We start from the raw sequence: 26,332 nt of genomic DNA on the forward strand, positions 1-26,332 counted from the left end.
CGCCTCGTCTATTCAGCGTCTTGGAAAATAATCCGGCGTCTGACCCGACACGTTTGCAGGGCGCCTTATAGTTCGAGGTCCGGTCTTTGACATCGCGAGCGCCCGGAACGCCTCAGGGGCCGCTCGGAATTGCACTCTCTTGCACCGTTCAATTACGGGGCGTAATTTTTCCCAATAAGAACAAAGCGCCTTCGTCGAAATTGCACTCTATTGCACTGATTTTCCGGCGCGCAATTGCCGATCGCCGGGCTTCAGAGGCGGCGGAACACGGCGGTGGCGAAGCCTTCGGCGGTCAGGCGCGCCTCAACCTCGGCCAGGGATTCGATCACCACCCCGCCCTTTTCGCCGGTCGAATGGATGATCCGCTCGGCGTCGATCATCAGGGCGGAATGGCCGGTCCAGTCGTGATCCCCGCCGGACGCCAGCCAGACGACGATGTCGCCGCGCTTCAGGGCCCCGGCGGGCGCAGCCCGGCCCAGTTCGGCCTGGCCGTCAGAACGACGCGGACCCGCCAGGCCGCAGGCCAGCAGGGCCTGCTGCACCAGGCCGGAGCAGTCGGTCGAGATCGAGGATCGGGCGCCCAGTTCGTGCGGCCGGCCCAGCAGGCGTTCGGCCACGGAGACCAGGTCGCGCTCGAACTCGCCGACCGGCGCCAGATCCGTTTCCGCCACGCCTTCGACGGCGTCCACCACCAGGGCGTTCAGCGGCAGGGCGGCGTCCACGGCGGCGACCCGGCGCGTCGCCAGGGGCGCACCCATCGACAGGCTGTCCAGCACCACCCAGCCGACCACGCCGTCACGACGGGCCCGGCCCCAAACTCGGCCATCGGCGCGGTCCAGCACGTCGAAGGCCTCGCCGTGAAGCAGCTGATCGATCCGCACGTCCTGGTCCGACAGGATATCGGCCACGGCGATGCGGCAGTGCATGGCCTCGGTCTTGCGATAGGCCGAGGCGCGCATCAGCCCTTCCAGCGCCTGTTCGGCGAGGTCGGGGCGGGCCAGTCGGTCGCCGGGCGGAAGAAGATCGAGGACGTCGGTCAAACGTGGTCTCGCATTGGCTTGGGCGACCGTCTTATCCCCCGAAGCCGAATCCCCCGTTAATGGCGGTCGCTTTTTGAAGGCCGGTCCGCCTCACCCCCCGTATCGGGCCTTCAAAAGGGCGTAGCAGGCCCGGATCGCCTGGGCCTCGCCCCCTTCGGGATAGCCGGGCCGGGCGCGGGGGTTCCAGGCGAAGATGTCCATATGGGCCCAGGCGCCGGTCGTCGGCGCGAACCTTTGCAGGAACAGGGCGGCGGTCACCGACCCCGCCTGGGCCCAGGCCGAGGAGTCGTTCTTCAGGTCCGCGATCTCGGTGTCCAGGGCGCCGCGATAGCCGGCCCACAGCGGCATCCGCCACAGGGGATCGCCCACCTCGGTCCCCGCCGCCAACAGCCCGGCCGCCAGGGCCTCGTCGTCGGTATAGAGGGGCGGCAGATCCGGCCCCAGGGCGATCCGCGCCGCCCCGGTCAGGGTCGCGAAGTCCAGGGTCAGGTCCGGCGCGTGCTCCCCCGCCCGCGTCAGGGCGTCGGCCAGGATCAGCCGCCCCTCCGCATCGGTGTTGCCGATCTCGATGGTCAGGCCCTTGCGGCTGTTCAGGATGTCGCCGGGCCGGAAGGCGTCGGCCGAGACCGCATTCTCCACCGCCGCCACGATCACCACCAGCCGCACCGGCAGATCGGCCTCCATCACCAGCCGCCCCAGGGCCAGGGCATGGGCCGAGCCGCCCATGTCCTTCTTCATGTTCCGCATCCCGGCGGCGGGTTTCAGGTCCAGCCCCCCGGTGTCGAACACCACCCCCTTGCCGACCAGGGCCACCAGCGGCAGGTCGGTCTGGTCCAGCTTCCAGCCAATCTCGATCAGGCGCGGCGCCCGGTGCGGCGCCGCCGCCCGACCCACGGCGTGGACGGCGGGGTAGTTCGCCTCCAGCAGGGCCTCGCCCTCGGTCACGGTGATGGCCGCCCCGGCGCTTTCGGCGATCTCGCGGGCGATGGTCTCGATCTGCGAAGGCCCCATGTCGGCGGCGGGGGTGTCGACCATCTCGCGCGCCAGGGCGCAGGCGGCCACGATCCGCGTCGTCTCGGCCACGTCCAGCCCCTCGGGCGCCACCAGCCTGACCGGCGTCTTGTCCGGCCGGGCCTTGTACCGGTCGAACACATAGGCCCCCAGCAGGAAGGCCAGGGCCGCTCGCCCCGCCGCCTCGGGCTCCAGCTCCAGCCGGTACAGGCCGCCCGGCAGGCGGGCCGACAGGCCCCGCGCCGCCAGCGGGTCGAACCGATCGCCGGTCCCCGCCAGAACCGCAGCGATCCCCTCGCCGCCGGGGGCGACGAGAAGCTGGCCGGCCTTGCCTTCGAAGCCGTTCAGCTCGGCCCAGCCCCGCACCGCCTCGTCCAGGGCGTCCTTCGGCCCGACGAAGCGGATCGGCACGGCGCCCCCCGCGGCTTCGGCGGCGCTCAGGAGGGGATGGAAATCGGACATGGCGGGCCTTCTTAACCAACAGTTGACGCGAACCGGCGACTCTGGAGCCGACCGAGGACCGTCAGGACTCCACCCATGTCGCCCATGCCCGCCCTTCTCGCAACCGCCGCCCTGTTGGGCCTGTCTGCGGGACCGTCCCTGGCGGCCGACCCGGCGCCCGCCCGCGCCCGCGCGTCAGCCGAGGCCCGCGCCGCCTATGAGCGGATGGACGCCCTGTCGCGCTCGGTCTTCTGGGCCAGCGAGCAGCAAGCCAATCCGGCCGACCCCGTCGCCGGGGTCAAGCTGGCCCAGGCCCTGCGCGAGCTGGGCCGCTACGACCAGGCGGCCGAGGCCGCCCAGGCGACGCTGACCGTCCAGCCCGCCAATCTGGACGCCCTGCTGGAGCTGGGCCGCGCCCATATCGCCCGGGGTCAGGCCTTCTACGGCGTCGCGCCGCTTGAGAAGGCGCGCGACCAGGCGCCGCGCGACTGGCGCGCCTATTCGCTGCTGGGCGTGGCCTATGAGCAGGTCCGCCGCTTCGACGACGCCCAGGCCGCCTGGAGCCAGGCCCTGGCCCTGTCGCCCGACAATCCCGACGTCCTGACCAATGCCGCGACCGCCGCCCTGACCCGCGGCGACGCCCCCGGCGCCGAAGCCCTGCTGCGCCGCGCCGCCGCCCAGCCGACCGCCTCCGGCAAGGTGCGCCAGACCCTGGCCATGACCTTGGGCCTGCAAGGCAAGATGGGGGAGGCAGAACAGATCCTGCGCCGCGAACTGCCCCCCGAACAGGCCGAGCGGAACCTCGAATGGCTACGGACCCGCGGCGCTCCAGGCGGAACGGCGCCGGGCACGGCCGCGCCCGACACGGCCCGCACCTGGGATTCTCTTCAGGGCGGCTGACGGGTTTGCGCCGGGTCGCCCCGCGTGCTGGATAGGGGCATGGCTTCCTCCCCCCGCGCCCCCAAGACCTATCAGGCCTTCCTGTTCGACATGGACGGCACCCTGATCACCTCGACCGCCGCCGCCGAGCGCGTCTGGACCCGCTGGGCCCAGCGTCACGGCGTAGAGGTCGCGACCTTCATCCCCACCATCCACGGCGTCCGCGCCGCAGACACAATCCGCCGCCAGAACCTGCCCGACATCGACCTGGCGGCCGAGGTCGCCTGGGTCGAACGTGGCGAGATCGAGGATGTGGACGGGGTGGCCCCGATTCCCGGCGCCATCGACTTCGTCAAACGGCTTCCGCCCGACCGCTGGGCCGTGGTCACATCCGCCACCGTGCCCCTGGCCCGCGCGCGCCTCGCCGCTGCGGGCGTGACGCCGCCGGAACTGATGATCACCGCTGAACGCGTGGAGCGCGGCAAGCCGGACCCGGCCGGATATCTGTTGGCGGCCCAGACCCTGGGCTTCGACGTCGCCGACTGTCTGGTGTTCGAGGACGCCGAGGCCGGCATCAAGGCCGGCGAGGCGGCCGGCGCCGACGTCGTGGTCGTCACCGCCGCCTGGACCCACCCGCTGGAGACCTCGCACCCCAGACTGGCCGACTACGCTGACGCAGGCTTGAGCGTCGAAGACGACGGCCGGCTGGGGTTCGCGCTTCTGCCCGACTGAGCGGACCCTATGCCGCCGCCGATATGAACGACTCGTCGTCGGCCACCGCCTTGAACAGGGACACCTTGCTCCTCAACCGGTCGGTCTCGGCGCGAATGGAGTGGCTGGCCGCGGTGCTCTCTTCGACCATGGCGGCGTTCTGTTGGGTGAAGCGATCCATCTGGGTCACGGCGGTGTTGACCTCGTCCAGGCCGCTGGCCTGTTCGACGGTGGCGCTGGCGATCTCCGACACGAGGGCCGAGATATCACGGACCTGATCGACGACCTTGCCCAGGGCCGTGCCGGTCTGGTTGACGAGGCGCGCGCCCAACGAAACCTGCTCGTTGGAGCTGGAGATCAGGGTCTTGATCTGTTTGGCCGCGTCCGCCGACCTCTGCGCCAAGGCGCGCACTTCCTGGGCGACGACCGCGAAGCCGCGACCCGACTCACCCGCCCGCGCGGCCTCAACGCCGGCGTTGAGCGCCAGCAGATTGGTCTGGAAGGCGATCTCGTCGATGGTGCCGATGATCAGCTCCATTTCGCGCGACGAGGCTTCGATCAGACCCATCGCCGTCACGGCTTCCGTCATGGTCTGGCCGCTTCGCTCGACATCCAAATGCGCGGAATCGACGGCCACCTTGATCTTGCCGGCCCCTGCGGAGGTTGAGCGGACCGTCACCGTGATTTCGTTCAGGGCGGCGGCGGTCTCCTCTAGGCTTGCGGCCTGCTGCTCGGTGCGCTGGGCCATCTGGTCGGCGGCCGAGCTGACGTCGTGGGCGCCTTCGCCCAGGCTGGTGACGCCGCTGGAGATATCCGCGATCAGATCTTTCAGGCTCTTCAGCGCCGTATTGTAATCTGTGCGAAGCTTCTCATAGTCCGCTGGGAAACGCTGGCGTATCGGCGACGTCAGATCGCCCTGCGCCAACTGCGCCAGAGCGGTCGAAAGATTCTGCACGACCTCTCGCGCCGCCGCGTCGGCTCCGGCGCGCGCCTCGTCGGCCTCCGCCTTGGCGCGGTCGGCCGCCGCCTTCGCGTGATCCGCCGCAGCCTTGGCCAAGGCCGTGTCGCGGAACACCAGAACGGCCCGCGCCATGTCGCCCACTTCGTCGGCGCGATCCGCATCGACAGCGATGTCGTTATCGCCCCGCGCAAGCTGGGCCATGGCGGCGGTCAGAGTGGTGATGGGGCGTGCGATCGCGCGGCTCAGCATGGCGGACAGACCGACCGCAATCCCGATAAGCGCCAGACCGCCGATGACCAGAGCCGCCATGGCGGTGATGATCGCAGCCTCCTGCCGTGCGCCGTTGTCCTCGATCCGCCTGACCTGCTCGTCGCGGATTTCGCGCAAGGGCAGGACGGCGGCGCTGACGAGAACCTTCTTGCCGGCGTCGCGGACCATCTGCTGCGCGTCCTCGCGGCGACCTGCGCGGACCTCGCCGATCAGCCGGTCGCCCCAGTCCTTGCGCCAGGCCAGCGTGGCGACGCGCGATTTTTCAAGCTGTTCCAGCATCGCCGGATCGGTGAGCGTCGTCTTCAACTCGGCCGAAACGCTATCGTATTCGTCGCGGCCTTCGTCGTACGATTTCAGATACGTCTCGTCGCCCGTGACAAGAAAGCCTCGAAATTGGCTGTTCTGGCGAAGGATCGCCGTTTCCAAGGCCAAGCTCTTCGAGTGGATGGACTGCGCGAGATTATTGCTCTCAGTTGACGACCTGATCGCCATGATTGTGGCGAAGAAGATCATCATGATAACGGCTGCGGAAACGCAGATCGCTACAAATGAAAAACTCAGCTTTCGCGGAATGTTCATCGCATTGATCATTATCTGCTCCACAAGAAAATCAATCAGCCATTGTCATCGCGCAAAATGGCTTAATAAATCGCTCTTTTCAAAGCGGACACATAGAAACCGAACCCCCTCATCCCGAACTTCTGCCGGGATGAGGGGGGAAGACCGTATTAGAAGGTGACCCCGACGCCGGCGCTGACGGTTTGACCGCTATCCTCGGTGGGATAGGAGCCTGACCGATTTTCGGCGTTCCAGTGGATCAGGTTGAACTGAAGGCGAACGACGTTGTCGAGGTACCAGTTGACCCCGGCAGTCGCCGCCCAACCCTCGCCAGCGGTCGGGACGCCAGAGTAGTCAATGTTCTCGTAGCGGGCCAGCAGCTCGATCGCGCCGGGACCGCCGTCCAAGACAGGCCGCAGGACGCGCGGCTGCGCGAAGGTGCCCAGGCGAGCGTTGTAGGGCGGAAGCTCGCCGGTCAGGAAATAGCCGCTCGAAAGGCTCCACGCCTCGCTGACGAAGTCATCACGCCCGGCGTCAAGCTCGGCATTGCGTTTACCGGCCTCGCCCATAACCCAGAACGAGCCCATGTAGCCGCCCACTTCGGCCCCATAACCCCGCGTACCCGTACCGCCGGTCAGGGTTCCGCTGGAGACGCGCAAGGCGCCGTTGAACCGGCCGCCGATCGACGTATTGCGCGTCAGAGAATCAGCGCCGGCGGCCAGCTGCTCGTCAAAGCCCCAGGCGCCGAGATGGATCGTGGACCGCGCCGTCTTGACGGGGTTCCAGTGAATGCGGCCCATCAAGGTCTGGCTGTCGGAAACGACCTGGCGGTTATCGATATAGTCGCCGCTGAGGGTCAACGAGGCGTGTCCGCTGCCCCAGAACACGCGCGGCATCAGTGCGATGCCGTAGAAGCCGCGCTGCGGAATAATCGCCGTCGCGACGACGTTGCGCTCCAGGAAGGGCGGCGCGTCGGAACCGCTCGAACCCTCAAAGCTGCGGTCGTTGAACATATTGCCGAAGCGGACATCGTACGAGATGTCTCCCACCGTGTCGCGCCAGCCGACGAAGGCGGTGCCGACGTCGGACACATTGTCGGCGAAGTCATTTTCGAACTGGTAGAAGAAGTTCGGGCCGGCGGCGCCTTCGATGCCGATCCGCAGGGCGCGCATCCCGGTCGTCGTGATGTTGCGCGCGTCATAGTCAGACCCGAAGGTCGAACTGGTGTGGGCGATGATGCGGCCGCGCATCTTGAACATGTATTTGCCGTCGGGCGAGCGGAAGGTCGGCAGTCCGCCCTTCCATTCAGTCGTCACGCCCGCCGCATTGACGGCTTCGGCGCGCGCCTGAGCAATGTCCTGATCCGCCGGGCCGGGCGCCACGATATTGGCGGCGTAAAGCTCTGTCGCACTGTCGTCATTGGCGTTGGCCAATCGGGGGGCGACGACCGCTGCGACGGGTTTTGCGCCCTCTATCGCATCGAGCCGAGCGCGGAGCGCGGCGATCTCACCGGCCTGAGCGCGAACAAGAGCAGCAAGCTCCGCCTGGTCGATAGTGTCGGTCTGGGCGAAACTAGGGCCGGCAAAAAGAACAGCCACCAAGGCCGTACCAGCAAGAAGCGTATTTTTCATTTCATGATATTCCCGGTGACCAACACAGATACTTTCGTTTACAATATTCAGAGCCAACATCCTCACTCACTCAGAAGTTCGCATTTTTAGCGTAGAATATATTTCTATGTTAGCGACCATGTCTATATTTTTTACGCACATTAGCGCTCGCTATATTTTGCGGCGAACGCAATTAACTGTGCAGTCAAAATATGAAAGAACGCTTACGTAAAAACCCTACCCCAATCAGCCCTAGCTACACTTATTAGATTCGATGTTAATTTAACCCTAACCATCGATACGTAATTTCCCCTACACACTAAAGGCCGGCGCTATTTCGATACGGGCCTTTAACTTTCTAAAAATGTTTGCTGGCGCATTAGCGTTCAGTCACTTCTGATCAGCTTCTCGTATTCTGTGCAGGCGCCCTTTAGTATGTATGCGAAACTCAGTTCACCTCCATACATATTGGACGTTTTGATCATTTCTGATGATTACTTGAATATATATGCGACCGCGTCTAAATGAGCGTCACGCAACGACGACACGCATCTAAACAGCCAACTGAAGTCCAGAGGCTCCAAAAGCTTGTCGAAATGACTTCGAAGACTGACGGAACACAAGATTTCCTACTCACCGCCGACAGGTGTCGCGCAATGGGTTCGACCTTCATCGCCTCTGTTCTAGAGTCCGTCGTCGCTCAGTTGCCGCACGCGCCGGTCAGCGCCGCCATGATTCGTAACTGGCCGGGCGATCCTGCCGCGGCCGCCCTCGCCCTTCGGTTCAACGGCGCGCTCCACGCCCTTGCGCGGCGGGAAACCCCAAAACGGCTCGCGCAGCTCTACCGCGGAGAACACCACGACTTCGACGGCGCCATCGCCGCCGCGTTATCGGAACAAGACCTGTTCATCGCCGACTGGCTTCGGCATCCGACCCAGACGAACGAGGTGGCGCGCGCGGGCGCGACCATGGCCGCCCTGATGACGTCAGCACAGCAATGGGGCATGCCGTTCGAACTGCTGGAATTGGGATCGAGTTGCGGCCTTAACCTCAATCTCGCGCACTACGCCTATCGCCTGGGCGGCACGGAGGCGGGAGATCGCGTCTCCACCGTTCACATCGAGCCCAGATGGCGCGGCGCGCCTCCGCCCATGGTCCCCGTCTCGATCGCCACGGCGCGTGGGGTGGATCTGCACCCCCTTGACGCGTCAGACCCACGGGATCGCGAACGCCTTCTGGCTTTCGCCTGGGCCGACCAACCCGCCCGCATGGATCGCCTGGAAAAGGCGCTCGAGATCGCACACGCCCATCCGCCCCAGGTCGAGCTCGGCGACGCGTCGGCGTGGCTGGCGCGGCGTCTGGGCGAGCCGCAAAGGGCGGGCTACTGCCGAGCCGTGGTCCATACCATGTTCCTCCAGTATCTCGACCAAACTCATCGCGCCGACCTCAGGGCCATATTGGATGCGGCCGGCAGCCGGGCGACGCCCGAGCGCCCGTTGGTCTGGATCAGTTTTGAATGGACGCCCGACCGCAGCGAGGTCGAGTTGCACCTGACATCCTGGCCTCAAGGCGAGACGAGGGTTCTGGCGAAATGCCATCCTTATGGCGACGCGATTGACTGGCAAACGCCCGAAGCCGCCCCGTTCGTCGCTTAAATCGCCTTGATCGCCCCGCCATCCAAGCGGACCAGGGAACCGGTGACATAGGCGGCGAGCGGGCTGGCCAGGAAGGCGGCGACGGCGCCGAACTCTTCAGTCGTCCCAATCCGCCCGACGGGAATTGATTTGACGGAGTCCGCCCTGGCTTGCAGCGGCGTGACGCCCGTGCGCTCGGCCGTCGCCTGATCAAGGCGTTCGATGCGGGGGGTGTCGATCCGCCCCGGCAGCAGGGTGTTGACCGTCACCCCGTCCGGTCCGACCTCGCTGGCCAGAGTCTTGGCCCAGGCCGCTATCGACGCCCGCAAGGTGTTTGAAACCCCCAGAGCCGCCGACGGCTCGACCACGGTCATCGAGGCGACGTTCAGGATCCGCCCCCCAGCCGGCGGCCCGCATGCGCGGCAGGACCCGGTCGGTCAAACGAAAGACCGACAGCACCATGGACTCGAAATGATCGCGCCAGACCGCCGGCTCCAGCCCCGACACGCCCGACGGCGGTGGTCCGCCGGTATTGTTCAGCAGGATCTCGACATGCCCGCCCAGCAGGTCCTCGGCCTGGTCGACGGCCTTCAGCAACGACTCATGGTCGGCCAAGTCCGCCGTGACCACGACCGCGCGGCCCGGTCCTGCGGCGTTCAGTTCGTCCGCCACGACCTGAAGCTTCGCCCCATCCCGCGACAACAGGGCCACATGAACGCCTTCCGCCACCAGGGCGCTCGCAACGGCGCGTCCCAAACCGGACGAGCCGCCGCAGATCAGGGCGCGTTTGCGGGCGAGTTTCAGATCCATGTCGACTCCATGCTTCGGCTTGCGCGGCGGATATCGGGCCTTCTTTGCGCCGGCGCAACGCGGCGTTAACCGATACGGCGCACCATCCTGCTCATGTGGCCGCCAGCAGCCGTCTGGATCGGCCTTGGAGGGCCGGCCCATGTCGACCAAGATGACCTCGAGCGTGCGTCGCCACAGCGACCATTTCGAGCCGCAGGACACCGATCCGCACGAGCAGCGCCGCCTGCGCGGCCAGCTGGAGCAGATCGATTATGCGGCCTATATCGCCAATAAGGAGCTGATCGGCCACACCCTGACCGGGCTGGACGCCGCCTCCTTGCAGAAGCTGGCGGTCCTGACCGCCGGCGCCCGGGCCAAATGGGCCGCCGAGGCCCTGCGCCTGGCCCACTCCGGCTCGCCCGTCACCCCCGATCAGGTCGCCCGCCTGACCGCCGCCCGCACCGCCTTCGACGAACTCGCCGAAGTCTACGAGGCCCTGCGGCGGATGGTCGAGCGCGGGTATGTGGCGTTGAAGCCGTCCTAAATGGAGCGCCTGGTGGAGCCGAGGGGAGTCGAACCCCTGACCTCGTCATTGCGAACGACGCGCTCTACCAACTGAGCTACGGCCCCGTCTCCATTGCTGGGTCGGGCCTCCAGGCGAGCGCGGGACATAGAAGGCGCGCGGGCGTGGTGTCAACGGGCTTGTGCGCGCAATCGAAGCAGGGGCGCGAGGGGCGTTGTCGGAAGGGGGCGGGACGGGTTAGAAGCGCCGTTCGCTCGGAGCAGGAGAAGCGTCCATGGGTTTCGCCATCGTCTGGCTGGTCAACGCCGTCATCAGTCTGATGATCTGGTTCATCATCGCCCAGGCGATCTTGAGCTGGCTGGTCGCGTTCGACGTGATCAACTACCGCAACCGTTTCGTCTATTCGGTCGGCACCTTCCTTGATCGGGTCACCACGCCCCTGCTGGAGCCGTTCCGCCGCATCATCCCGAACCTGGGCGGAATCGACATCTCGCCCATCGTGGTCATTCTGCTGCTTCAGTTCGCCAGCGTCCTGTTCAACCGCACGGCTGCGCCGGTCCTGGTCGCCCTGCTCGGCTGACGTCCGGATGGACACGGTCGCGCGGGATTCTCAGGGACAGGGGCAATTCCACCCTTGCGCCGCGCCGCCAGCTTCCTAAAGGTGCCGGCCCCGACCATTATTGACCACGGTTCATGAGCACGATCACCACAGTCGCCGTCCTGGGCGCCGGACAGATGGGCGCAGGCATAGCCCACGCCGTGGCCCTGGGCGGCTATTCGGTCCGACTCTATGACGTGACCGCCGCCCGGCTGCCGCTGGCCCAGGGCGAGATCGCCGCAAGTCTGTCGCGCCATGTGGCGCGCGGCCTGGTGGCTCAGGCCGACGCCGACGCCGCCCTGGCCCGCATCACCGTGACCGAGGTCATCGCCGACGCCGTGAAGGGCGCCGACCTGGTGATCGAGGCAGCGCTGGAAGACGAGGCGGTCAAGAAGGCCGTCTATGCCCAGGCCGCGCCGCATCTGGGACCGCAGACCCTGCTGGCCTCCAATACCTCGTCGATCTCGATCACCCGCCTGGCCTCGGCCACGGATCGGCCCGACCGGTTCATCGGCCTGCACTTCATGAAGCCGGCGCCGGTGATGAAACTGGTCGAGATCGTGCGCGGCATCGCCACCTCGGCCGAAACCCATTCGGCCGCCGTCGCCTTCGCCGAGAGCCTGGGCAAGACCACCACCGACGCCGAGGACTTCCCGGCCTTCATCGTCAACCGCATCCTGGTGCCGATGATGAACGAGGCGATCTTCGCCCTGTACGAAGGGGTCGGCAATGTCGCCTCCATCGACAAGGCGCTGCGCCTGGGGGCCAATCATCCGATGGGGCCGCTGGAACTGGCGGACTTCATGGGGCTGGACGTCGTCCTGGCCATCATGAACGTGCTGTACGACGGCCTGGCCGACAGCAAATACCGCCCCTGCCCCCTGCTGGTGAAATATGTCGAGGCCGGCTGGCTGGGCCGCAAGAGCGGGCGCGGCTTCTATGACTATTCCGGCGACACGCCGGCGCCGACGCGATGAGCCGGTTCGACACCTATGCCGATCTGCCGGGCCAAGCGACGATCCATTCGCGGCCCGCGCCCCTTTATCCCATCCTGGCATCTGTCGCCGGCGCGGCCTGGCCGCCGCTGTTGCTGACCCTTCCGTTCTGGCCGCCGAAGGCCGTAGGCGCGGGACGTGATCTGGACTGGCGGCTGCTGGTGCTGCTGATCGGCCTTGTCGTGGTGCCCGTCGCCCTTTGGCGCATCATCGAGGAACGCCGGCGCAGCGGCCGGCCGGGCTCGCGCCTGGGCGTGGTGTGGCGGTTCATGCTGTTCGGCGGCCTGGCGGCGGCGGGGGTTCAGGTGCTCTGGGTCCTGGGAATGACCCTGTTCGGCTGGTTCGAGGCCGGCGACGTCATGCAGGCCCTGGGGGCGACCGAGACGACCCTTCTGATCTTCGGCGTCGGCGGGCTTCCGATCGCCATGGTGGTGGGGGTCAGCTATGCGCTCTGGGCGGGGCTGTGCGCCGCCTTCATCGCCTTCGAGGCCAAGCCGGCCGTGAGGGACAGACTGGGTCTGATGCCGAAGGCTTAAGCGACGCGGCGGCCTGACCGCAGGGATTGGGGGATCCTATGTCGATGGAAACACAAGCGAACGAAACGCCGCCGAACCAGAGCGGGGCCCTGGCGCCCGTCAAGTCGGAAGCGCGGATCGTCGCGCTGGACATCATGCGGGGCCTGGCCGTTCTGGGCATTCTCGCGGTCAATGTCGTGTCGTTCGGCATGCCCTTCATGGTCTACAGCAACGCGGACCTGAGCCCGTTTCCAGTGACCGGGGCCAACGCCGTGGCGCGCTGGGCCGCGGACGTCTTCTTCCATCAGAAATTCATCACCCTGTTCTCCATGCTGTTCGGCGCCTCGATCTTCCTCGTCGGAGGCGACCGCGAGGACGAGGCCCGGGGCCGGCTGCTGCGTCGCCGGCTGTTCTGGCTGGCGATCATCGCCCTGATCCACGGGTTAGCCTTCTGGTACGGCGACGTCCTGTTGCTCTACGCCTGGTCGGGCCTGTTCGTGATGCTGATGCGATCAATGCCCGCCGGCGTGCTGATCGGGGTCGGTCTCGGGGTGACCTTGTTCCTGGGCGCCATGCAGGCGGGGCTGGCCTGGTTGATGGTCGCCGGCCCGCCCGAGGTCGTCGAGGCGATGAAGCAAGGCCAGCCGCAGGACACGCTTGAAGCCGTGCAGGCCGCCATCGCCGCCTATCGCAGCGGTTGGGCGGGCGCCATGGGCCAGAATCTGATGTCGTGGGCGTTTCTTCAGGGCGCCAGCCTGACGATGTTCGTCTTTTCGACCGTGGCCCTGATGATGACGGGCCTGGGTCTGTTCAAGGCGGGCTTCCTCAGCGGGCGGGCGCCGACCTGGCTGTATCTGGCCCTGCTCGCCATCGGCGGCGCCGTCCTGGCCCTGCTGGGCGTGCTGGAATGGACCGAGATCATGGCGCCGAAGGACGCTCACCCGACACGAGGTCTGGCGGAGGTCGTCGCCTCCTTCCCGATTTTCGTCACCCTGGCCTATGTCAGCTTGATCGTGCTGGTCGCCAGAAAAGGCCCTTCCTGGCTGGCGCCCCTGAGGCCCGTGGGCCAGATGGCCTTCACCAACTACCTGTCCCAGACCCTGATCATGACCACCGTCTTCTACATGCCGTGGGGGCCGCGTCTGTTCGGTCAGGTCGATTATGTCGGCATGTGGGGGCTGGTGGCGGCCGTTTGGGCGCTGCAACTGATCTGGTCGCCCCTGTGGCTGTCGCGGTTCAGCATGGGGCCGCTGGAGTGGGTCTGGCGCTGTCTGACCTATGGTCGGCTCGTGCCGATCCGAAAAGAGGCCTGATCGCGCTTTTATCGCAGGCGCGAAGGGATTAACTGGGGGCCATGGCCGCCCCGGATACTCCCGCCGAAACCTTCAAGCGCGCGCTGGGCCATGCCGCCCGCGCCCTGGCCGAACAGCCCGAGCTGGAGGTGGTGTTCGGGTCGGACGGTCCCAAGCTGGTCGGCGGGGTCATGACCCTGCCGCATCCGCCGCGCGACCCCTCGGGGCCCGAGAGCGCGTCTCTGCGAGGCCAGGCCGACCGGCTGGCCCTGCGCCTGGCCAATCACGACGCCGCCATCAACGCCCGCATGCGGCCGCTCGACACAAAGGCGGCCGAGGTGTTCGACGCGGTCGAACAGGCGCGGGTCGAGGCCGTGGGCTCCGAATATCTGGCCGGGGTGCGCGACAATCTGGGCGCCGCCCTGGTGACCCGGCTGGAAAAGACCGGCGCCCTTCGCATCGCCGAGGCGGACCGGGTGCCGGTGTCCGAGGCCGTGGCTCTGTTGGTTCGCGAGCGGCTGACCGGCCGTCCGTCGCCCGACGGCGCCAAGTCCATGCTGGACCTGGTCCGCGCCGGCATCGAGGCCAAGGCCGGTGAAAAGCTGGACGCCCTGGCCGGAACCGCCGGGGACCAGGCGGGCTTTGCCGAGAAGATGCGCGACGTGCTGCGGGCCCTGGACCTGGACCCAGGCGACGGACGCGGCGAGGACACGTCCGAAGATCCCGGCGACGAAGAGCCCGATCCCCAGGAGCCCGACGCCAGCGACGAGCCGGATGAGGATGAGGACGAGCAGGGCGGCGAAGGCTCCCAATCGATGGAGGGCGACGCCGACGATCAGTCCTCGGACGAAGAACGCGACAGCCGACCCGAAGGCGCGCCCGGCGACCCCCAAGGCGACGCCTCCGAGGACGGGCCGGAACTGAACGAGGGCCAGCAGCCCAACCGCCAGCAGACCGCCGACGACGGGCGGTCGGTCGATGTCTACCGCGTCTTCACCACCGCCTATGACGAGGTGGTGGACGCCGCCGACCTGTGCGACCCGATGGAGCTGGAGCGGCTGCGCAACCTGCTGGACCAGCAGTTGACCATCCTGTCCAGCGTGGTCTCGCGCCTGGCCAACAAGCTGCAACGCCGCCTGCTGGCGCAGCAGAACCGCTCCTGGATGTTCGATCTGGAAGAGGGGATGCTGGACACGGCGCGCCTGACCCGGATCGTCACCGACCCCACCGCGCCCCTGTCGTTCAAGGCCGAGAGCGAAAGCCCCTTCCGCGACACGGTCGTGACCCTGTTGCTGGACAACTCCGGCTCGATGCGCGGGCGGCCGATCATGGTGGCGGCGGTCTGCGCCGACATCCTGGCGCGCACCCTGGAGCGCTGCGGGGTCAAGGTCGAGATCCTGGGCTTCACCACCCGCGCCTGGAAGGGCGGACAGAGCCGCGAGGCCTGGATCAGCGCCGGCAAGCCCGCCAATCCGGGACGCCTGAACGACCTGCGCCACATCATCTACAAGGCCGCCGACGCCCCCTGGCGCCGGGCCAAGAAGAACCTGGGCCTGATGATGCGCGAAGGCCTGCTGAAAGAGAATATCGACGGCGAGGCCCTGCAATGGGCGCACAATCGCCTGCTGGCCCGGACCGAGCAGCGCCGCATCCTGATGGTGATCTCGGACGGGTCGCCGGTCGACGACTCGACCCAATCGGCCAACGCCGCCCTCTATCTGGACAAACACCTGCGCCAGGTGATCGCCGAGATCGAGGACCGGTCGCCGGTCGAACTGCTGGCCATCGGCATCGGCCACGACGTGACCCGCTGGTACCGCAAGGCCCTGACCATCGTCGATGTGGAACAGCTGGCCGGCGCCATGACCGAGAAGCTGGCGGAACTGTTCGAGGCCGAAAGCGCCGCTGTCCCGGCCCGCCGGGTGCGCAAGAAGCTGGCCGCATGAACCGGTTGCGCCGTCTGACCGCCGTCTGGGCCGCCCTGGCGCTGACGGCCTGCGCCGCCACGCTGGGTCCGCCCCAGCCTGATCTTTCCCACGGCGACGGCTGGACCTTCGCCCCGGCCGAATTGAAGGCCGTCGGCCTGGGCCTGCCCGGCGCGGTTCTGGCGCCCGAGGTGCATTTCGCCGGCGGGGTGGAGATCGTCGCCGGCATGGGCTCGCCCCTGCATGGGCTTTCCGACCTGAAACTGAGCAGCGACGGTCGTTTCGTGGCGGTGTCCGACGCCGGGGACCTGGTTCGCGGCGTCCTGCGGCTCGATCCCCAGGGGCGGCTCGTGGGCGTCGATCATCTGGCGTCGCGCCGCCTGATCCTGGAGAACGGCAGCCTGATCGCGGACAAGATCGACGGCGACGCCGAGGGTCTGGCCCTGACCCGGTCGGGCGATCTGCTGGTCAGTTTCGAGCGCCGCCACCGCATCTGGAACTATGGCCCCCTGTCGGCCCTGCGCGCGCCGACGCCTGTGTCCTCGCCCGACGCGGCCTTCCCCGATAACGAAGGCATGGAGGGGCTGGCCGCCCTGCCTCGTCACGAGGCTGACGGCTGGCGCGCCCTGGGCGAAGGGGGCGGCGTATGGGATTGCACCCCAGGCGGCTGCCGCCTCGTCGTCTCCCCGCCAGCTGAGGCGCCGAAGGACAACGACTATCGCTCCACCGGCCTGGATCGCGATCCATCGGGCGACGGCTGGTTCATGGTCGAGCGTCGCTACACCCCGCCCTTCGACATGCGCGGTCGTGTTCGCCGACTGGCGTCCGACGGGACGCCCGGTCCGGTGCTGGTCGAGCTGAAACTGCCGGGCACGACGGATAATTTCGAGGGCATAGCGGCCGAGCGGCGGGGCCGGACGACACGGATCTATCTGCTGTCCGACGACAACGCCAACCCGGCGCAGCGCACCCTGCTGCTGGCCTTCGACATCCGATAGGTCAGGCCGCGCCGGCCCATTGGGCGGTTTCCGGCTCGCCTTCGACCGCCAGCAGGGCCTTGACGAAGGCGTCGCGCCAGATGCCGACATCGGTGTCGCGCACCACCTGCATCAGGGCCTCCCATTTGCGGATGCGCTCGGCCAGGGGCATGGTCAGGGCCTTCTGGATGGCGTCCGACAGCTCCTCGCGGCTGTAGGGATTGACCAGCAGGGCCTCGCCCATCTGTTCCGCCGCTCCGGCGAAACGCGACAGGATCAGGACGCCGGGATCCTCCGGGTTCTGCGAGGCGACATATTCCTTGGCCACCAGATTCATCCCGTCACGCAGCGGCGTGACCAGCCCGACCCGTGCGGCGCGATAGATGCCGGCCAGCTGGTCGCGGCGATAGGTGCGGTTCAGATAGCGGATCGGCTGCCAGTCCATGTCGCCGAAGGCGCCGTTGACCCGTCCGGCCAGGGAATCCAGCCGGGCCCGCAAATCCTGGTAGGAATCCACATCGTCGCGCGAGATCGGCGTCACCTGCAACAGGAAGACCTCGCCGCGCATCGAGGCGTTGTCGTGCAGGAACTGCTCATAACCCAGCAGCCGCTCCTCCAAGCCCTTGGAGTAGTCCAGGCGATCCACGCCCACGATCATGGCGCGGAAGGCGGCCGAGGCCGCCATTCGGTCGTAGGTCCGGGCGCCGAGCGTCGAGTTGCGCGCCGCCAGGAAGCCGTCCACGTCGATGCCGATCGGGAAGACGCCGATCTGAACCCGTCGCCCGAAACACTCCAGCCCGCCATGGCCGAACAGTTCGCCCTGGGCTTCGCTGACCACATAGTCGGTGAACAGATCGCTCCATTCCTGAGTGTGGAAGCCGATCAGGTCGAAGTCGAACATCGACTCCACCAGCCGCCGATGATGCGGCAGGGTGACCAGCAGCTGACGGGCCGGCCAAGGGGTGTGCAGGAAGAAGCCGATCCGGTTTCGGACGCCCAGACGGCGCAGATCCCGCGCCATCGGGATCATGTGGTAGTCGTGGATCCAGATGATATCGTCCGGCTGGATCACCGGCGCCAGAACCTCGGCGAACCGACGGTTCACCCGCTCATAGCCTTCGCCGTATGAGCGTTCGTACTGCGCCAGATCGATCCTGTGGTGAAACAGCGGCCACAGGGTCTTGTTGGCGTAGCCGTTGTAGTATTCGTCGACGTCCTGAGGCTCCAGATCGACCAGGCCGACGGTGACGCCGGCCCTGTCCTCCACCTTCATTTCGCCGGTGAACTCTTCCACCGTTTCACCCGACCAGCCAAACCAGAGTCCGTCATATTTCCGCAGCGCGGCGGACAAGGCCATGGCCAGACCGCCGGCCGAGCCGGCGGCAGGATCGGTCGGGGCGGAAACCCGGTTGGATACGACGATAAGACGGCTCATGACTTCACTTCGGCGGCAACCCCAGCCCCGGGGTCAGACAGGTGTTCGGCGTATCAACGCACGTCGGTCCAGGAACGGCTCAACATCACGGCGCAATTGATGATGCCGACCAGGGAATAGGTCTGGGGGTAGTTGCCCCAAAGCTCGCCGTCCTCGACCGAGATGTCTTCGCTCAACAGGCCGGCCTGGGTGCGTCGGGCCAGCATTTCCTCGAAGATCTCACGCGCCTCTTCGACCCGGCCGTTCTGGTGCAGGGCCTCGATGAACCAGAAGGTGCAGAAGTTGAAGGCCGTCTCGGGCTCGCCGAAATCGTCCGGCTCGACGTACCGGAACAGGAAGGGGCCCTTCTTCAGGTCACGCTCGATGGCGTCGAAGGTGGCGACCTGGCGCGGGTCATGGGCGTCCAGGAAGCCCAGGTCGGTCAGTTGCAGCAATGAGGCGTCCAGCTCTCGCCCGCCGAAGCTGGCGGCGAACCGCCCCTCGTCCGGCAGGAAGGTCTCGGCTTCGATCCGTTCACGAATGGTCGTCGCCCGTTCGCGCCACACCTGCCCGCGTCCGGTCAGGCCCAGATGATCCGCCGCCTTGGCCAGACGGTCGCACGCCGCCCAGCACATGACCGACGAATAGGTATGGACCCGGGCGATGGTGCGGAACTCCCACAGGCCGGCGTCGGTCTGATCGTGCAGGGCGAAGGCGCGCTCGCCGACTTTTTCCAGGGCGTGGAAATCCGCGATCGTGCCGGGCCGCAGCAGCCGCTGATCATAGAAGGCCTGGACCAGAGGTAGGACGATCTGTCCGTAGACGTCGTGTTGCAGATGCTCGTGCGCCTGATTGCCGATCCGCACCGGCTTCATGCCGCGATAGCCCTCGACCGTATCGACGATGCTCTCGCCGATGCCGGGCTCGAGACCCACCCCATAGACCGGCTGGACATGGCCGCCGTCGGCGTCATCGACCAGATTGCGCAGATAGCCGAGATAGTTCTCGAGGATGTCGACCGCCCCCAGCCGGTTCAGCGCCCGCACCGTATAATAGGCGTCGCGGATCCAGCAGTAGCGATAGTCCCAATTGCGCCCGCTCTCCTTGAACTCGGGCACCGAGGTGGTCATGGCGGCGACAATGGCCCCCGTCTCCTCATAGGCGCAGAGTTTCAGGGTGATGGCCGCGCGGATCACGGCCTCCTGATAGTCCAGCGGCAGATACAGTTTGCGCACCCAGTCCTGCCAATAGGCGACGGTGCGATCCAGCGCCGCCTGAACCCCTGGGCCGACGTCCTGATCATAGCCCTCGTCCGGACCGAAGAAGAAGGCGTGCGCCCGCTCCAGCCGGAAGATGCGCTCTTCCAACACATGCGACACGGGACAGTCCGTCGTCAGACGGAAGGTGACGTCCGGACAGATGAAGCGGATGTGGTTCGAACCGGACGTACAGGCCGCGGGCCGCGCGCCCCAGTCGGCGGAGGGCCGCAGCCGGATGCGGATGCGGGGCGTGCCTTCCAGCGGTCGGACGATCCGCCCGAAAGCAAGCGGGCGATAGGTGCGCGAATGTTTCGGATAGCGGGGTGCGAAATCGATGATTTCGACCACCGCTCCGTCTTCGGCCGTCAGGAGGGTCCGCAACACCGGCGTGTTGCGGATATAGGCTTGGCTGACGTGTTTCAGACCTTCCAACTCCACGGCCCAGTAACCGTGGTCGGGCGCTTCGCCGTTCATCAGGGCCGAAAAGACCGGGTCGCCGTCCACGCGCGGGGCGCAGGCCCAGACGAAGTGGCCTTGACGGTCGATCAGGGCGCTGATGGCGCAGTTGCCGATCGGGAAGAGATCGAGATTGGGTTTCATCGGATCAGGCCTTCGCCACGGCTTCGAGCCAGGACAGGACGGCGTCCACATCATCCAGCCGGTACCGCGCGGCCGTCTTTCGCTCCGGCCCCACCAGAACGCCATAACCGCCCAGGGCGGCGGCGGCCTCGAACCCATGTTCGTCCGTCAGGTCGTCACCCAACATGATCGGGATCGCGCCCTTGAAGGGATGGTCCTGCATGAAGGCGGTGACGGCCGTGCCCTTGTCGGCGCCCGGCGTCTTCAGTTCCAGCACCATATGGCCGGGCTGAAGGGTTAGGCCCGTCTCGGCCTGAAGCCGTTGCGCCAGGTGCTGGGCGGCGGAGGCCTGGTCCGGGGCCTGGCGGTAATGAAGACCGGCCGAGACGCCCTTGTCCTCGACGATCAGTCCCGGATGATCGGCCGCAAAGGCCTTAAAGGCCGCAAGGGCCTCGGCCACGCCGTCGTGCGGTTCGTCGCGCTCGATCACGCCGTCCTTGAGCCGGCGTTCCAGGCCGTGAACCCCCGAGGCGGAGGTGAGGGCCGAGCCCGAGATGCGGTCGATCTCGACAATCGTGCGCCCGCTGACGATGGCGACACGGCCCGCCAGACGGGCCTCGACGGCCTTGAGCGCAGCCGTGCGACGCGCCGTCGGGCCGACCGCGTCCGGCGTCGGCGCCATCGGGGCCAGGACCCCGTCCATATCGAGGAACAGGGCGACGCCGTCCGCAAGGACAGGCGGCCTGGGCAATAGAAGCGTTGCGGCTCCGGCGTGAGACGGCATGTGTTCGAACTCTTCTCGGCTTCCCCAGCGACACCCAACGCGCGAGTGCGGCAAAGGTTGACCCGAAGGCGACAAAGTCGTCTGAAGGTGATGTTGCGCGTGGCCTTGGGATGGGGCAGATCGCGCGCCTCGAACCAAGGAGAGCCCGGACACGGGCCTGCCAGACTATGACCGAGACCGTCCATTCGTCCCCAGAAGACATCGCCGTAATGACTGACCGCGCTCGCGAGGTCATGCGTCTGAACATCGAGGCGCTCGAAGCGCTCGAGCGTTCGATCGACGTCGCCATAGCTCGCGCGGTCGATGTGATCATGAGCCGACCCGGCTATGTGGTCGTCACCGGCATGGGCAAGTCCGGCCATATCGGCGGCAAGATCGCCGCCACCCTGGCCTCGACCGGCACCAATGCCTTCTTCGTCCATCCCGCCGAGATGAGCCACGGCGACCTGGGCATGCTGCGGCCCGACGTCACCGTGCTGGCCATTTCCAACTCGGGCGAGAGCCGCGAACTGCGGGATCCGCTGATCTATTGCCAACGCAACGGCATCCCGGTCATCGCCATCACTCAGCGCCCCGCCAGCTTCCTGGGTCGCAACGCCGCCGTCTGTCTGACCATGCCCAGCGTGGCCGAAGCCTGCCCCAACGGACTGGCGCCGACGACCTCGACCCTTATGACCCTGGCCCTGGGCGACGCCCTGGCCATGGTCTTGATGGATCGGCGTGAATTCAGCGCGCTGGACTTCGGCCTGCACCATCCCGGCGGCGCCCTGGGCATGAGCCTGCAAAGCGTGCGCGAATGGATGGGAGACAACGCCGCCGCCCCCGCCAGCGTGCCCCTGACCGCCACCTTCAGCGAGGTGGTCTCGGCCATCACCGAGGGGCGCAAGGGCGCGGTGGCGGTTCTGCGCACGGACGGTTCGCTGGCAGGGATCGTCACAGACGGCGACCTTCGTCGCGCCTTCCAGCGCGACATCACCGATCTGACGGCGGCCGATATCATGGGCGCCAATCCGATCACGGTCGAACCGGACGCCCGTATGAGCGACGTCGTCGATCTGTTGACCGCCAACAAGATCGCCAATCTGTTCGTCGTCGAGGACGGGCGGCCGACCGCCATCGTCCACATCGCCGAACTGATGCAGGCCGGCTACGTCGCCTGAGCACCCCTGTCATGCGTATCCTCTATGACGCCAGCCGGCTGATGAGCCGGGCCGACCGTTCCGCCCCCACAGGCGTGGACCGGGTCTGTCTGGCCTATGCCGAATGGCTGCTGTCGCGGCCCGACGTCGTCACAATTCCCGTACGCAGCCGCAAGGGCCGGCTGGTGGCGGTCAAGGCCGACTGGTTCCGCCGCTGCGTCGCCGATCTGCGGAGCCGGTGGAACGGGGCAGGCGACGCCCAGGGCGACCTGGCGCACGAAGCGCACCTGCTGGCAGCTCTGACCGCCCCGGTCCGACCTGAGACTTCGGTCATCAGCCCGCCGCCCGGTCCGGCGGCGGAGAAGCCCGCCGACAAGGGACGGGTGCTGAAGCAGTTCTTCCACTCGCGCCATGTTGCGGCCCTGCCTGACGCGGACCTGTATCTGAACGTTGGGCACACCACCCTTCACGACCCGACGGCGCTGAAAGACCTGGAGGCGGCGGGGATCGAGCGGGTCGTCCTGATCCACGACCTGATTCCCATAACCCACCCGGAATTCTGCCGGCCCGGCGACGGCGACAAACATCATGCTCGGGTGGCCAACACCCTGCGCCACGCCAGCCGGGTCATCGTCAACTCTGCCTACACAGAGCATGAATTACGCGCCTTCGCCTCGCGCGAAGGCCTGCCTCAGCCTCCTGTCCACGTGGCCCATCTAGGGCTGGAGCCCGCCTTTGGCGCCGGCGAAGTCTTTGCGGCGCCCCGGCCCTATTTCGTGCATGTCGGCACGATCGAGGCGCGCAAGAACCTGGCGCTTCTCCTGACCCTGTGGCGGCGCTTGGAGGAACGACTGGGCGAGCAGACCCCGTCGCTTGTCCTGGTCGGCCGCTACGGCTGGGAGAACGAGGCGGTGCTGGACCATCTGCAGCGATCGCCGAACCTGCGCGGCGTGGTCCATCAGGCGTCCAACCTGTCCGATGTCCTGCTGGCGCGGCTGATGCGGGGCGCGCGGGCGATCCTGGCCCCCTCCTCGGTGGAAGGTTTCGACCTGCCGGCGGTCGAGGCCCGCGCCATGGGCCTGGCGTTGATCGCCTCGGACATCCCGCCCCACCGCGAACTGACGCCCGAAGCGGAGCTGATCGATCCTCTGGACGGGCTGGGCTGGCTGGCGGCGATCGAACGTGCGGCCCTGAGCCCGCCGACTGTTCCGGCGGCCCGTCCTGCGCCGTCCTGGCCCGCGCACTTCGAGATTGTCGCCCGCGCCATAGGCCTTGAGCCGAGCTCCCCTCTGGCGGGAGTCTCCAAAGGCTTGTAATCAATCCGCGAACAAGGGCCGACCCGCTTCATGACTCGCACCATCCTGCCCCTCGCCATCGTCGCCATCCTGGGCGGCTGCTCCACACTGCCGCGCGACGGGCCGTCGGGATCTTCGATCGACACAGGCGCGACAACCGCACAGACACAGGGCAGCTACGCCCTGGTGCCCCTCACCTATGAGGTGACCGAGCGGATGAAGGCTGTGCCGCCACAGTTCTTCGGCACGCTAGCCGCCGCGTCCAGCGAACAGCCGGCCGACGTGATCGGCGTCGGCGACACCCTCGCCATCTCGATCTATGACCCGTCGGGCGCCCTGTTCGGCGGTTCTCTGGGAAGCGGCTCCAGCGGCAATCGCACCCAGGCCACTCTATCCGGCGGCTCTCAGGCATTGCCGGGCGCGACCGTAGACCGCAGCGGCTCGGTCGCCGTGCCCTTCGCCGGTCAGGTGCGTGTCGAAGGTCTGACGGCGCCCCAGGCTGCGACGGCCGTCCGCCGCGCCCTGGCGGGCAAGGTCGCCAATCCTCAGGTTCTGGTCGGCATCGCCGACAACGCCTCCAATACGGTCAATGTCTTCGGCGACGTGCGCCGGCCCGGCCGCGCGCCACTGGGCGTCAACAGCGACCGCATCCTCGACGTGATCGCGGCCGCAGGCGGCTCGGCCCGTGAAACCGACGACCTGACCATCAGCATCCAGCGCGGCGGACAGACCTATACGGCGCCGATGACGGCCGTGACGACCGAGTTCGGCGAGAACGTCCGTCTGCAACGCGGCGACGTGATCAATGTCCAGTACAAGCCCCGTCGCTTCTCGACCTTCGGCGCCCTGAACGCCGTGACCCAGGTCGACATGCCCGCCGGGCCGATGACCCTGACCGGCGCCATGTCCAAGGTCGGCGGACTGAACACCAACACCGCCAACGCCCATCGCGTCATGGTCTTCCGTTTCGAACGACCGGAAGTCGCCCAAGCCCTTGGCATCACCCAACCCGCCACCCCGAAAGGCGTGCCCGTGGTGTACCAGCTGGACTTCAACGAGGCCGCCAACGTCTTCGCCGCCACCAATATGCAGATCATGCCGGAAGACGTGATCTATGTGCCCCTGTCCGGCGCCGCCGAGGCCCGCAAATTCTTTGAGGTCGTCCAGAGCCTGACCCGCGTCATCTATGATGTGTCGGTGACCAGCTCTCTCAGCACCGACTGACGGTGCGGACGCGCTGGCAGATCCTGATGTCGCGACTGACCGGGCCCAACTCCGGTCGGTCGCGAAGGACAGACCTCAATAGCGCGACGACGTCCCCCTTTGATCGTCCCGTCGATCCCGAGCCGACCGCCCCCGACGCTCTGGACGTGGCTTTCGCCGAGATCGAGGCGGGCGCCCTGGAAGTCTATGCCCGCGCAGGACTGCCGACCGCGCCCGGCCATTACCGCAAGACGCCGGACACGGAGGCCTGGAGCTTCATCGCCGCCACGCTGTCGCCCGAGGCGCGCTTCGCCCTGACGCTGGAACATCCTGCGGAAATGGGTTGGCGGTTCGCGCGACTGCAGGACCTGGGCGCGCGCTCTGACCGTTCCGACCTACAAGCCGCCTCGCGCCTGTTGAACGATATCGCCGAGCTTCGAACGGCCAAGCGCGGCCTTCTGACCCAGGATCATCTTCTGGTCGCCATGGAGCTGGGCGGAGCCTGGCGGGCGCTTAGGGACTCCAAGGCTGTGAAGGCGTCGCGACTGACCCTAACGCCGCCGACGCCGCCAAAGAAGCCTCGCGCCAAACGCGACAAGTCGCCTACGCCGCGCTAGGAACGCCGCCATCCCCGAACGCTAGAGCTTGCCCATGTCCGACGCCCCAGAGTATCCGCCAGAAACCCGCCCCGTGGGCCGCATCATCGCCATGCCGGCGGACACCAATCCCGAGGGCGACATCTTCGGCGGCTGGCTGTTGGCCCAGATGGACGTGGCCGGGGCGACCCCGGCCTTCGAACTGGCCCAGGGCCGCTGCGCCACCGTGGCCCTGGACGGCATGGTGTTTCACCAGCCCGTCGCGGTGGGCGACGAAGTCAGCATCTACGCCGAGGTCATCGGCACCGGCCGCACCTCGATCCGGATTCACGTCGAGGCCTGGAAACGGTCACGGGGTCAGCCCCTGGCGACCTCGGTCCGCGTGACCCAGGGCGTCTTCACCTATGTGGCCATCGACGACAACCGCAAGCCGCGCCCCCTGCCCGGCAAGGAATAGGCGCAAATCTTGACCTGACGCCGGGGCGCGCCTACGTCCCGGCCATGGCCATCCGACGCATCCTCACCATCGACATCCCCGCCGACCTGGCGATCCTGAAACAGGTCTCCACGCCCGTCGCGGCCGTGGACGACGCCGTCCGCACCCTGATGGACGACATGCTGGAGACCATGTACGACGCGCCGGGCATCGGCCTGGCCGCCGTTCAGGTCGGGGCGCTGGACCGGGTCATCGTCATGGACCTGGGCGATCGCGACGGAACCGTCTGCGAAACCGAGGAAGAAGACACCCCGGAAGCGGCCGAGGCGCGCAAGAACCCGCGTTTCTTCGCCAACCCGGAGATCCTGTGGACCTCGGACGAGCTCTACACCTACGAGGAAGGCTGCCTGTCGATCCCCGAGTATTTCGACAAGGTGGAACGTCCCGCCCGCGTCCGCATTCGCTATCTGAACCGTGACGGTCAGTCGGTGGAGGAAGAGGCTTCGGGCCTCTACGCCGTCTGCATCCAGCACGAGATGGACCACCTTAACGGCGTGCTCTTCATCGACCACCTGTCGCGGCTGAAGCGGGATCGCGCCGTGACCAAGGTCAAGAAGGCCGCCCGCGACAGGATCGCCGCCTGATGACCCGACGCAACCCTCGCCCCATCCGCCGCGGCCAGTCCCTGGTCATCGACACCCAAGGGCGGCGTCGCCTGACCCGCAGCCAGAAGATCGGCGTCGCCGGGGTTGCGACCCTGGCGGGCGTCGCCCTGCTGGGCGTGGTGGCGGGTCTGCTGCTGGACCGGCTGCTCGATTTCGATGACGCCCTGGATGCGGGCGGCGAGTGGGATGAGGGCGGCGGCGTCTTCACCCGCTGGCAGTAGGCGGCCTAAACC

Annotated in this window: 25 protein-coding genes, 1 tRNA gene and 1 pseudogene; 17 read left to right on the forward strand and 10 right to left on the reverse strand. The window is 67.1% G+C overall.

From position 1 onward, the window contains the following. Positions 1–251: 251 nt before the first annotated feature. Positions 252–1,040, reverse strand: coding sequence for a C40 family peptidase (locus OU998_RS01695; RefSeq protein WP_267515122.1), 789 nt, complete (start codon positions 1,038–1,040; stop codon positions 252–254). Between the two features lie 90 nt (positions 1,041–1,130). Beyond that, complete coding sequence (locus OU998_RS01700; RefSeq protein ID WP_267515123.1) at positions 1,131–2,513, reverse strand: leucyl aminopeptidase family protein; 1,383 nt, start codon at positions 2,511–2,513, stop codon at positions 1,131–1,133. Between the two features lie 75 nt (positions 2,514–2,588). Here OU998_RS01700 and OU998_RS01705 point away from each other — a divergent pair, with 75 nt between their 5' ends. After that, positions 2,589–3,392: a tetratricopeptide repeat protein gene (locus OU998_RS01705; RefSeq protein ID WP_267515124.1), complete on the forward strand. Its 804-nt coding sequence runs from the start codon at positions 2,589–2,591 to the stop codon at positions 3,390–3,392. A gap of 39 nt (positions 3,393–3,431) precedes the next feature. Next, positions 3,432–4,103 (forward strand): HAD-IA family hydrolase, encoded by a 672-nt coding sequence (locus OU998_RS01710; protein WP_267515125.1) that lies wholly within the window; start codon positions 3,432–3,434, stop codon positions 4,101–4,103. Between the two features lie 7 nt (positions 4,104–4,110). Here the strand turns inward: OU998_RS01710 and OU998_RS01715 are convergent, their stop codons facing one another. Continuing rightward, positions 4,111–5,904, reverse strand: a complete 1,794-nt coding sequence (locus OU998_RS01715) for a methyl-accepting chemotaxis protein (RefSeq protein WP_267515126.1) — start codon at positions 5,902–5,904, stop codon at positions 4,111–4,113. 137 nt (positions 5,905–6,041) lie between these two features. Further along, complete coding sequence (locus tag OU998_RS01720) at positions 6,042–7,469, reverse strand: OprO/OprP family phosphate-selective porin (RefSeq protein WP_267515127.1); 1,428 nt, start codon at positions 7,467–7,469, stop codon at positions 6,042–6,044. 608 nt (positions 7,470–8,077) lie between these two features. Here OU998_RS01720 and OU998_RS01725 point away from each other — a divergent pair. Continuing rightward, positions 8,078–9,136, forward strand: a complete 1,059-nt coding sequence (locus tag OU998_RS01725; protein WP_267515128.1) for a DUF2332 domain-containing protein — start codon at positions 8,078–8,080, stop codon at positions 9,134–9,136. Here the strand turns inward: OU998_RS01725 and OU998_RS01730 are convergent. Then, positions 9,133–9,489, reverse strand: coding sequence for an SDR family oxidoreductase (locus tag OU998_RS01730; protein ID WP_267515129.1), 357 nt, complete (start codon positions 9,487–9,489; stop codon positions 9,133–9,135). The two genes, OU998_RS01725 and OU998_RS01730, sit on opposite strands and share 4 nt — an antisense overlap. A gap of 82 nt (positions 9,490–9,571) precedes the next feature. After that, positions 9,572–10,066: pseudogene (locus tag OU998_RS01735) on the reverse strand (SDR family NAD(P)-dependent oxidoreductase); the annotation flags it as partial. Here OU998_RS01735 and OU998_RS01740 point away from each other — a divergent pair. Then, the gene (locus OU998_RS01740) at positions 10,065–10,448 is read left to right on the forward strand and encodes a hypothetical protein (RefSeq protein WP_267515130.1); all 384 of its coding nucleotides are present in this window, start codon (positions 10,065–10,067) and stop codon (positions 10,446–10,448) included. The pseudogene OU998_RS01735 and the gene OU998_RS01740 overlap by 2 nt on opposite strands. Before the next feature lie 10 nt (positions 10,449–10,458). Here OU998_RS01740 and OU998_RS01745 read toward each other — a convergent pair. Then, positions 10,459–10,534: transfer RNA gene (locus OU998_RS01745), tRNA-Ala, on the reverse strand. 167 nt (positions 10,535–10,701) lie between these two features. Between OU998_RS01745 and OU998_RS01750 the strand changes: the two genes are divergently transcribed. The 6 genes from OU998_RS01750 (at position 10,702) to OU998_RS01775 (ending at position 16,750) form a co-directional block, all read left to right on the forward strand. Continuing rightward, positions 10,702–11,007, forward strand: a complete 306-nt coding sequence (locus OU998_RS01750) for a YggT family protein (protein WP_267515131.1) — start codon at positions 10,702–10,704, stop codon at positions 11,005–11,007. Between the two features lie 113 nt (positions 11,008–11,120). Continuing rightward, entirely contained in the window at positions 11,121–12,002 is an 882-nt protein-coding gene (locus OU998_RS01755; RefSeq protein WP_267515132.1) for a 3-hydroxybutyryl-CoA dehydrogenase, read from the forward strand. Further along, positions 11,999–12,556, forward strand: a complete 558-nt coding sequence (locus OU998_RS01760; protein WP_267515133.1) for a phthalate transporter — start codon at positions 11,999–12,001, stop codon at positions 12,554–12,556. The genes OU998_RS01755 and OU998_RS01760 overlap by 4 nt, the downstream gene beginning before the upstream one ends. Before the next feature lie 44 nt (positions 12,557–12,600). Continuing rightward, positions 12,601–13,848: a DUF418 domain-containing protein gene (locus OU998_RS01765; protein WP_267515134.1), complete on the forward strand. Its 1,248-nt coding sequence runs from the start codon at positions 12,601–12,603 to the stop codon at positions 13,846–13,848. A 41-nt stretch (positions 13,849–13,889) separates the two neighbouring features. Then, positions 13,890–15,773, forward strand: a complete 1,884-nt coding sequence (cobT, locus tag OU998_RS01770) for a cobaltochelatase subunit CobT (protein ID WP_267515135.1) — start codon at positions 13,890–13,892, stop codon at positions 15,771–15,773. Next, a complete protein-coding gene (locus OU998_RS01775; RefSeq protein ID WP_267515136.1) occupies positions 15,770–16,750 on the forward strand; it encodes an esterase-like activity of phytase family protein in 981 nt (326 codons plus the stop codon). Before cobT ends, OU998_RS01775 begins: the two co-directional genes overlap by 4 nt. A 1-nt stretch (position 16,751) precedes the next feature. Here the strand turns inward: OU998_RS01775 and OU998_RS01780 are convergent, their stop codons facing one another. Genes OU998_RS01780 through otsB form a run of 3 tightly spaced genes read right to left on the reverse strand, consistent with a single transcriptional unit; the run spans position 16,752 to position 20,765 of the window. Further along, on the reverse strand, positions 16,752–18,164 hold the full coding sequence (locus tag OU998_RS01780; protein WP_267515137.1) for an alpha,alpha-trehalose-phosphate synthase (UDP-forming): 1,413 nt from the start codon (positions 18,162–18,164) through the stop codon (positions 16,752–16,754). Positions 18,165–18,217: 53 nt separating this feature from the next. Continuing rightward, entirely contained in the window at positions 18,218–20,002 is a 1,785-nt protein-coding gene (locus OU998_RS01785) for a glycoside hydrolase family 15 protein (RefSeq protein WP_267515138.1), read from the reverse strand. A 4-nt stretch (positions 20,003–20,006) separates the two neighbouring features. After that, complete coding sequence (gene otsB / locus OU998_RS01790; protein WP_267515139.1) at positions 20,007–20,765, reverse strand: trehalose-phosphatase; 759 nt, start codon at positions 20,763–20,765, stop codon at positions 20,007–20,009. Positions 20,766–20,974: 209 nt separating this feature from the next. Here otsB and OU998_RS01795 point away from each other — a divergent pair, with 209 nt between their 5' ends. From OU998_RS01795 to OU998_RS01825, 7 genes are read left to right on the forward strand one after another with little or no spacing between them, the layout of a single operon-like run. Then, positions 20,975–21,925 (forward strand): KpsF/GutQ family sugar-phosphate isomerase, encoded by a 951-nt coding sequence (locus OU998_RS01795; protein WP_267515140.1) that lies wholly within the window; start codon positions 20,975–20,977, stop codon positions 21,923–21,925. Positions 21,926–21,936: 11 nt separating this feature from the next. Beyond that, positions 21,937–23,220: a glycosyltransferase family 4 protein gene (locus OU998_RS01800; RefSeq protein ID WP_267515141.1), complete on the forward strand. Its 1,284-nt coding sequence runs from the start codon at positions 21,937–21,939 to the stop codon at positions 23,218–23,220. A 30-nt stretch (positions 23,221–23,250) separates the two neighbouring features. Continuing rightward, the gene (locus OU998_RS01805; protein ID WP_267515142.1) at positions 23,251–24,423 is read left to right on the forward strand and encodes a polysaccharide biosynthesis/export family protein; all 1,173 of its coding nucleotides are present in this window, start codon (positions 23,251–23,253) and stop codon (positions 24,421–24,423) included. A gap of 26 nt (positions 24,424–24,449) precedes the next feature. Continuing rightward, the gene (locus OU998_RS01810) at positions 24,450–25,019 is read left to right on the forward strand and encodes a hypothetical protein (RefSeq protein WP_267515143.1); all 570 of its coding nucleotides are present in this window, start codon (positions 24,450–24,452) and stop codon (positions 25,017–25,019) included. A 34-nt stretch (positions 25,020–25,053) separates the two neighbouring features. Then, a complete protein-coding gene (locus OU998_RS01815) occupies positions 25,054–25,455 on the forward strand; it encodes an acyl-CoA thioesterase (RefSeq protein WP_267515144.1) in 402 nt (133 codons plus the stop codon). Positions 25,456–25,499: 44 nt separating this feature from the next. Beyond that, the gene (gene def, locus OU998_RS01820) at positions 25,500–26,078 is read left to right on the forward strand and encodes a peptide deformylase (RefSeq protein WP_267515145.1); all 579 of its coding nucleotides are present in this window, start codon (positions 25,500–25,502) and stop codon (positions 26,076–26,078) included. Continuing rightward, positions 26,078–26,320, forward strand: a complete 243-nt coding sequence (locus OU998_RS01825) for a hypothetical protein (protein WP_267515146.1) — start codon at positions 26,078–26,080, stop codon at positions 26,318–26,320. The genes def and OU998_RS01825 overlap by 1 nt, the downstream gene beginning before the upstream one ends. The last annotated feature ends 12 nt before the right edge of the window (positions 26,321–26,332 follow it).

The organism is Brevundimonas sp. SL130, assembly GCF_026625805.1.
GTDB lineage: Bacteria > Pseudomonadota > Alphaproteobacteria > Caulobacterales > Caulobacteraceae > Brevundimonas.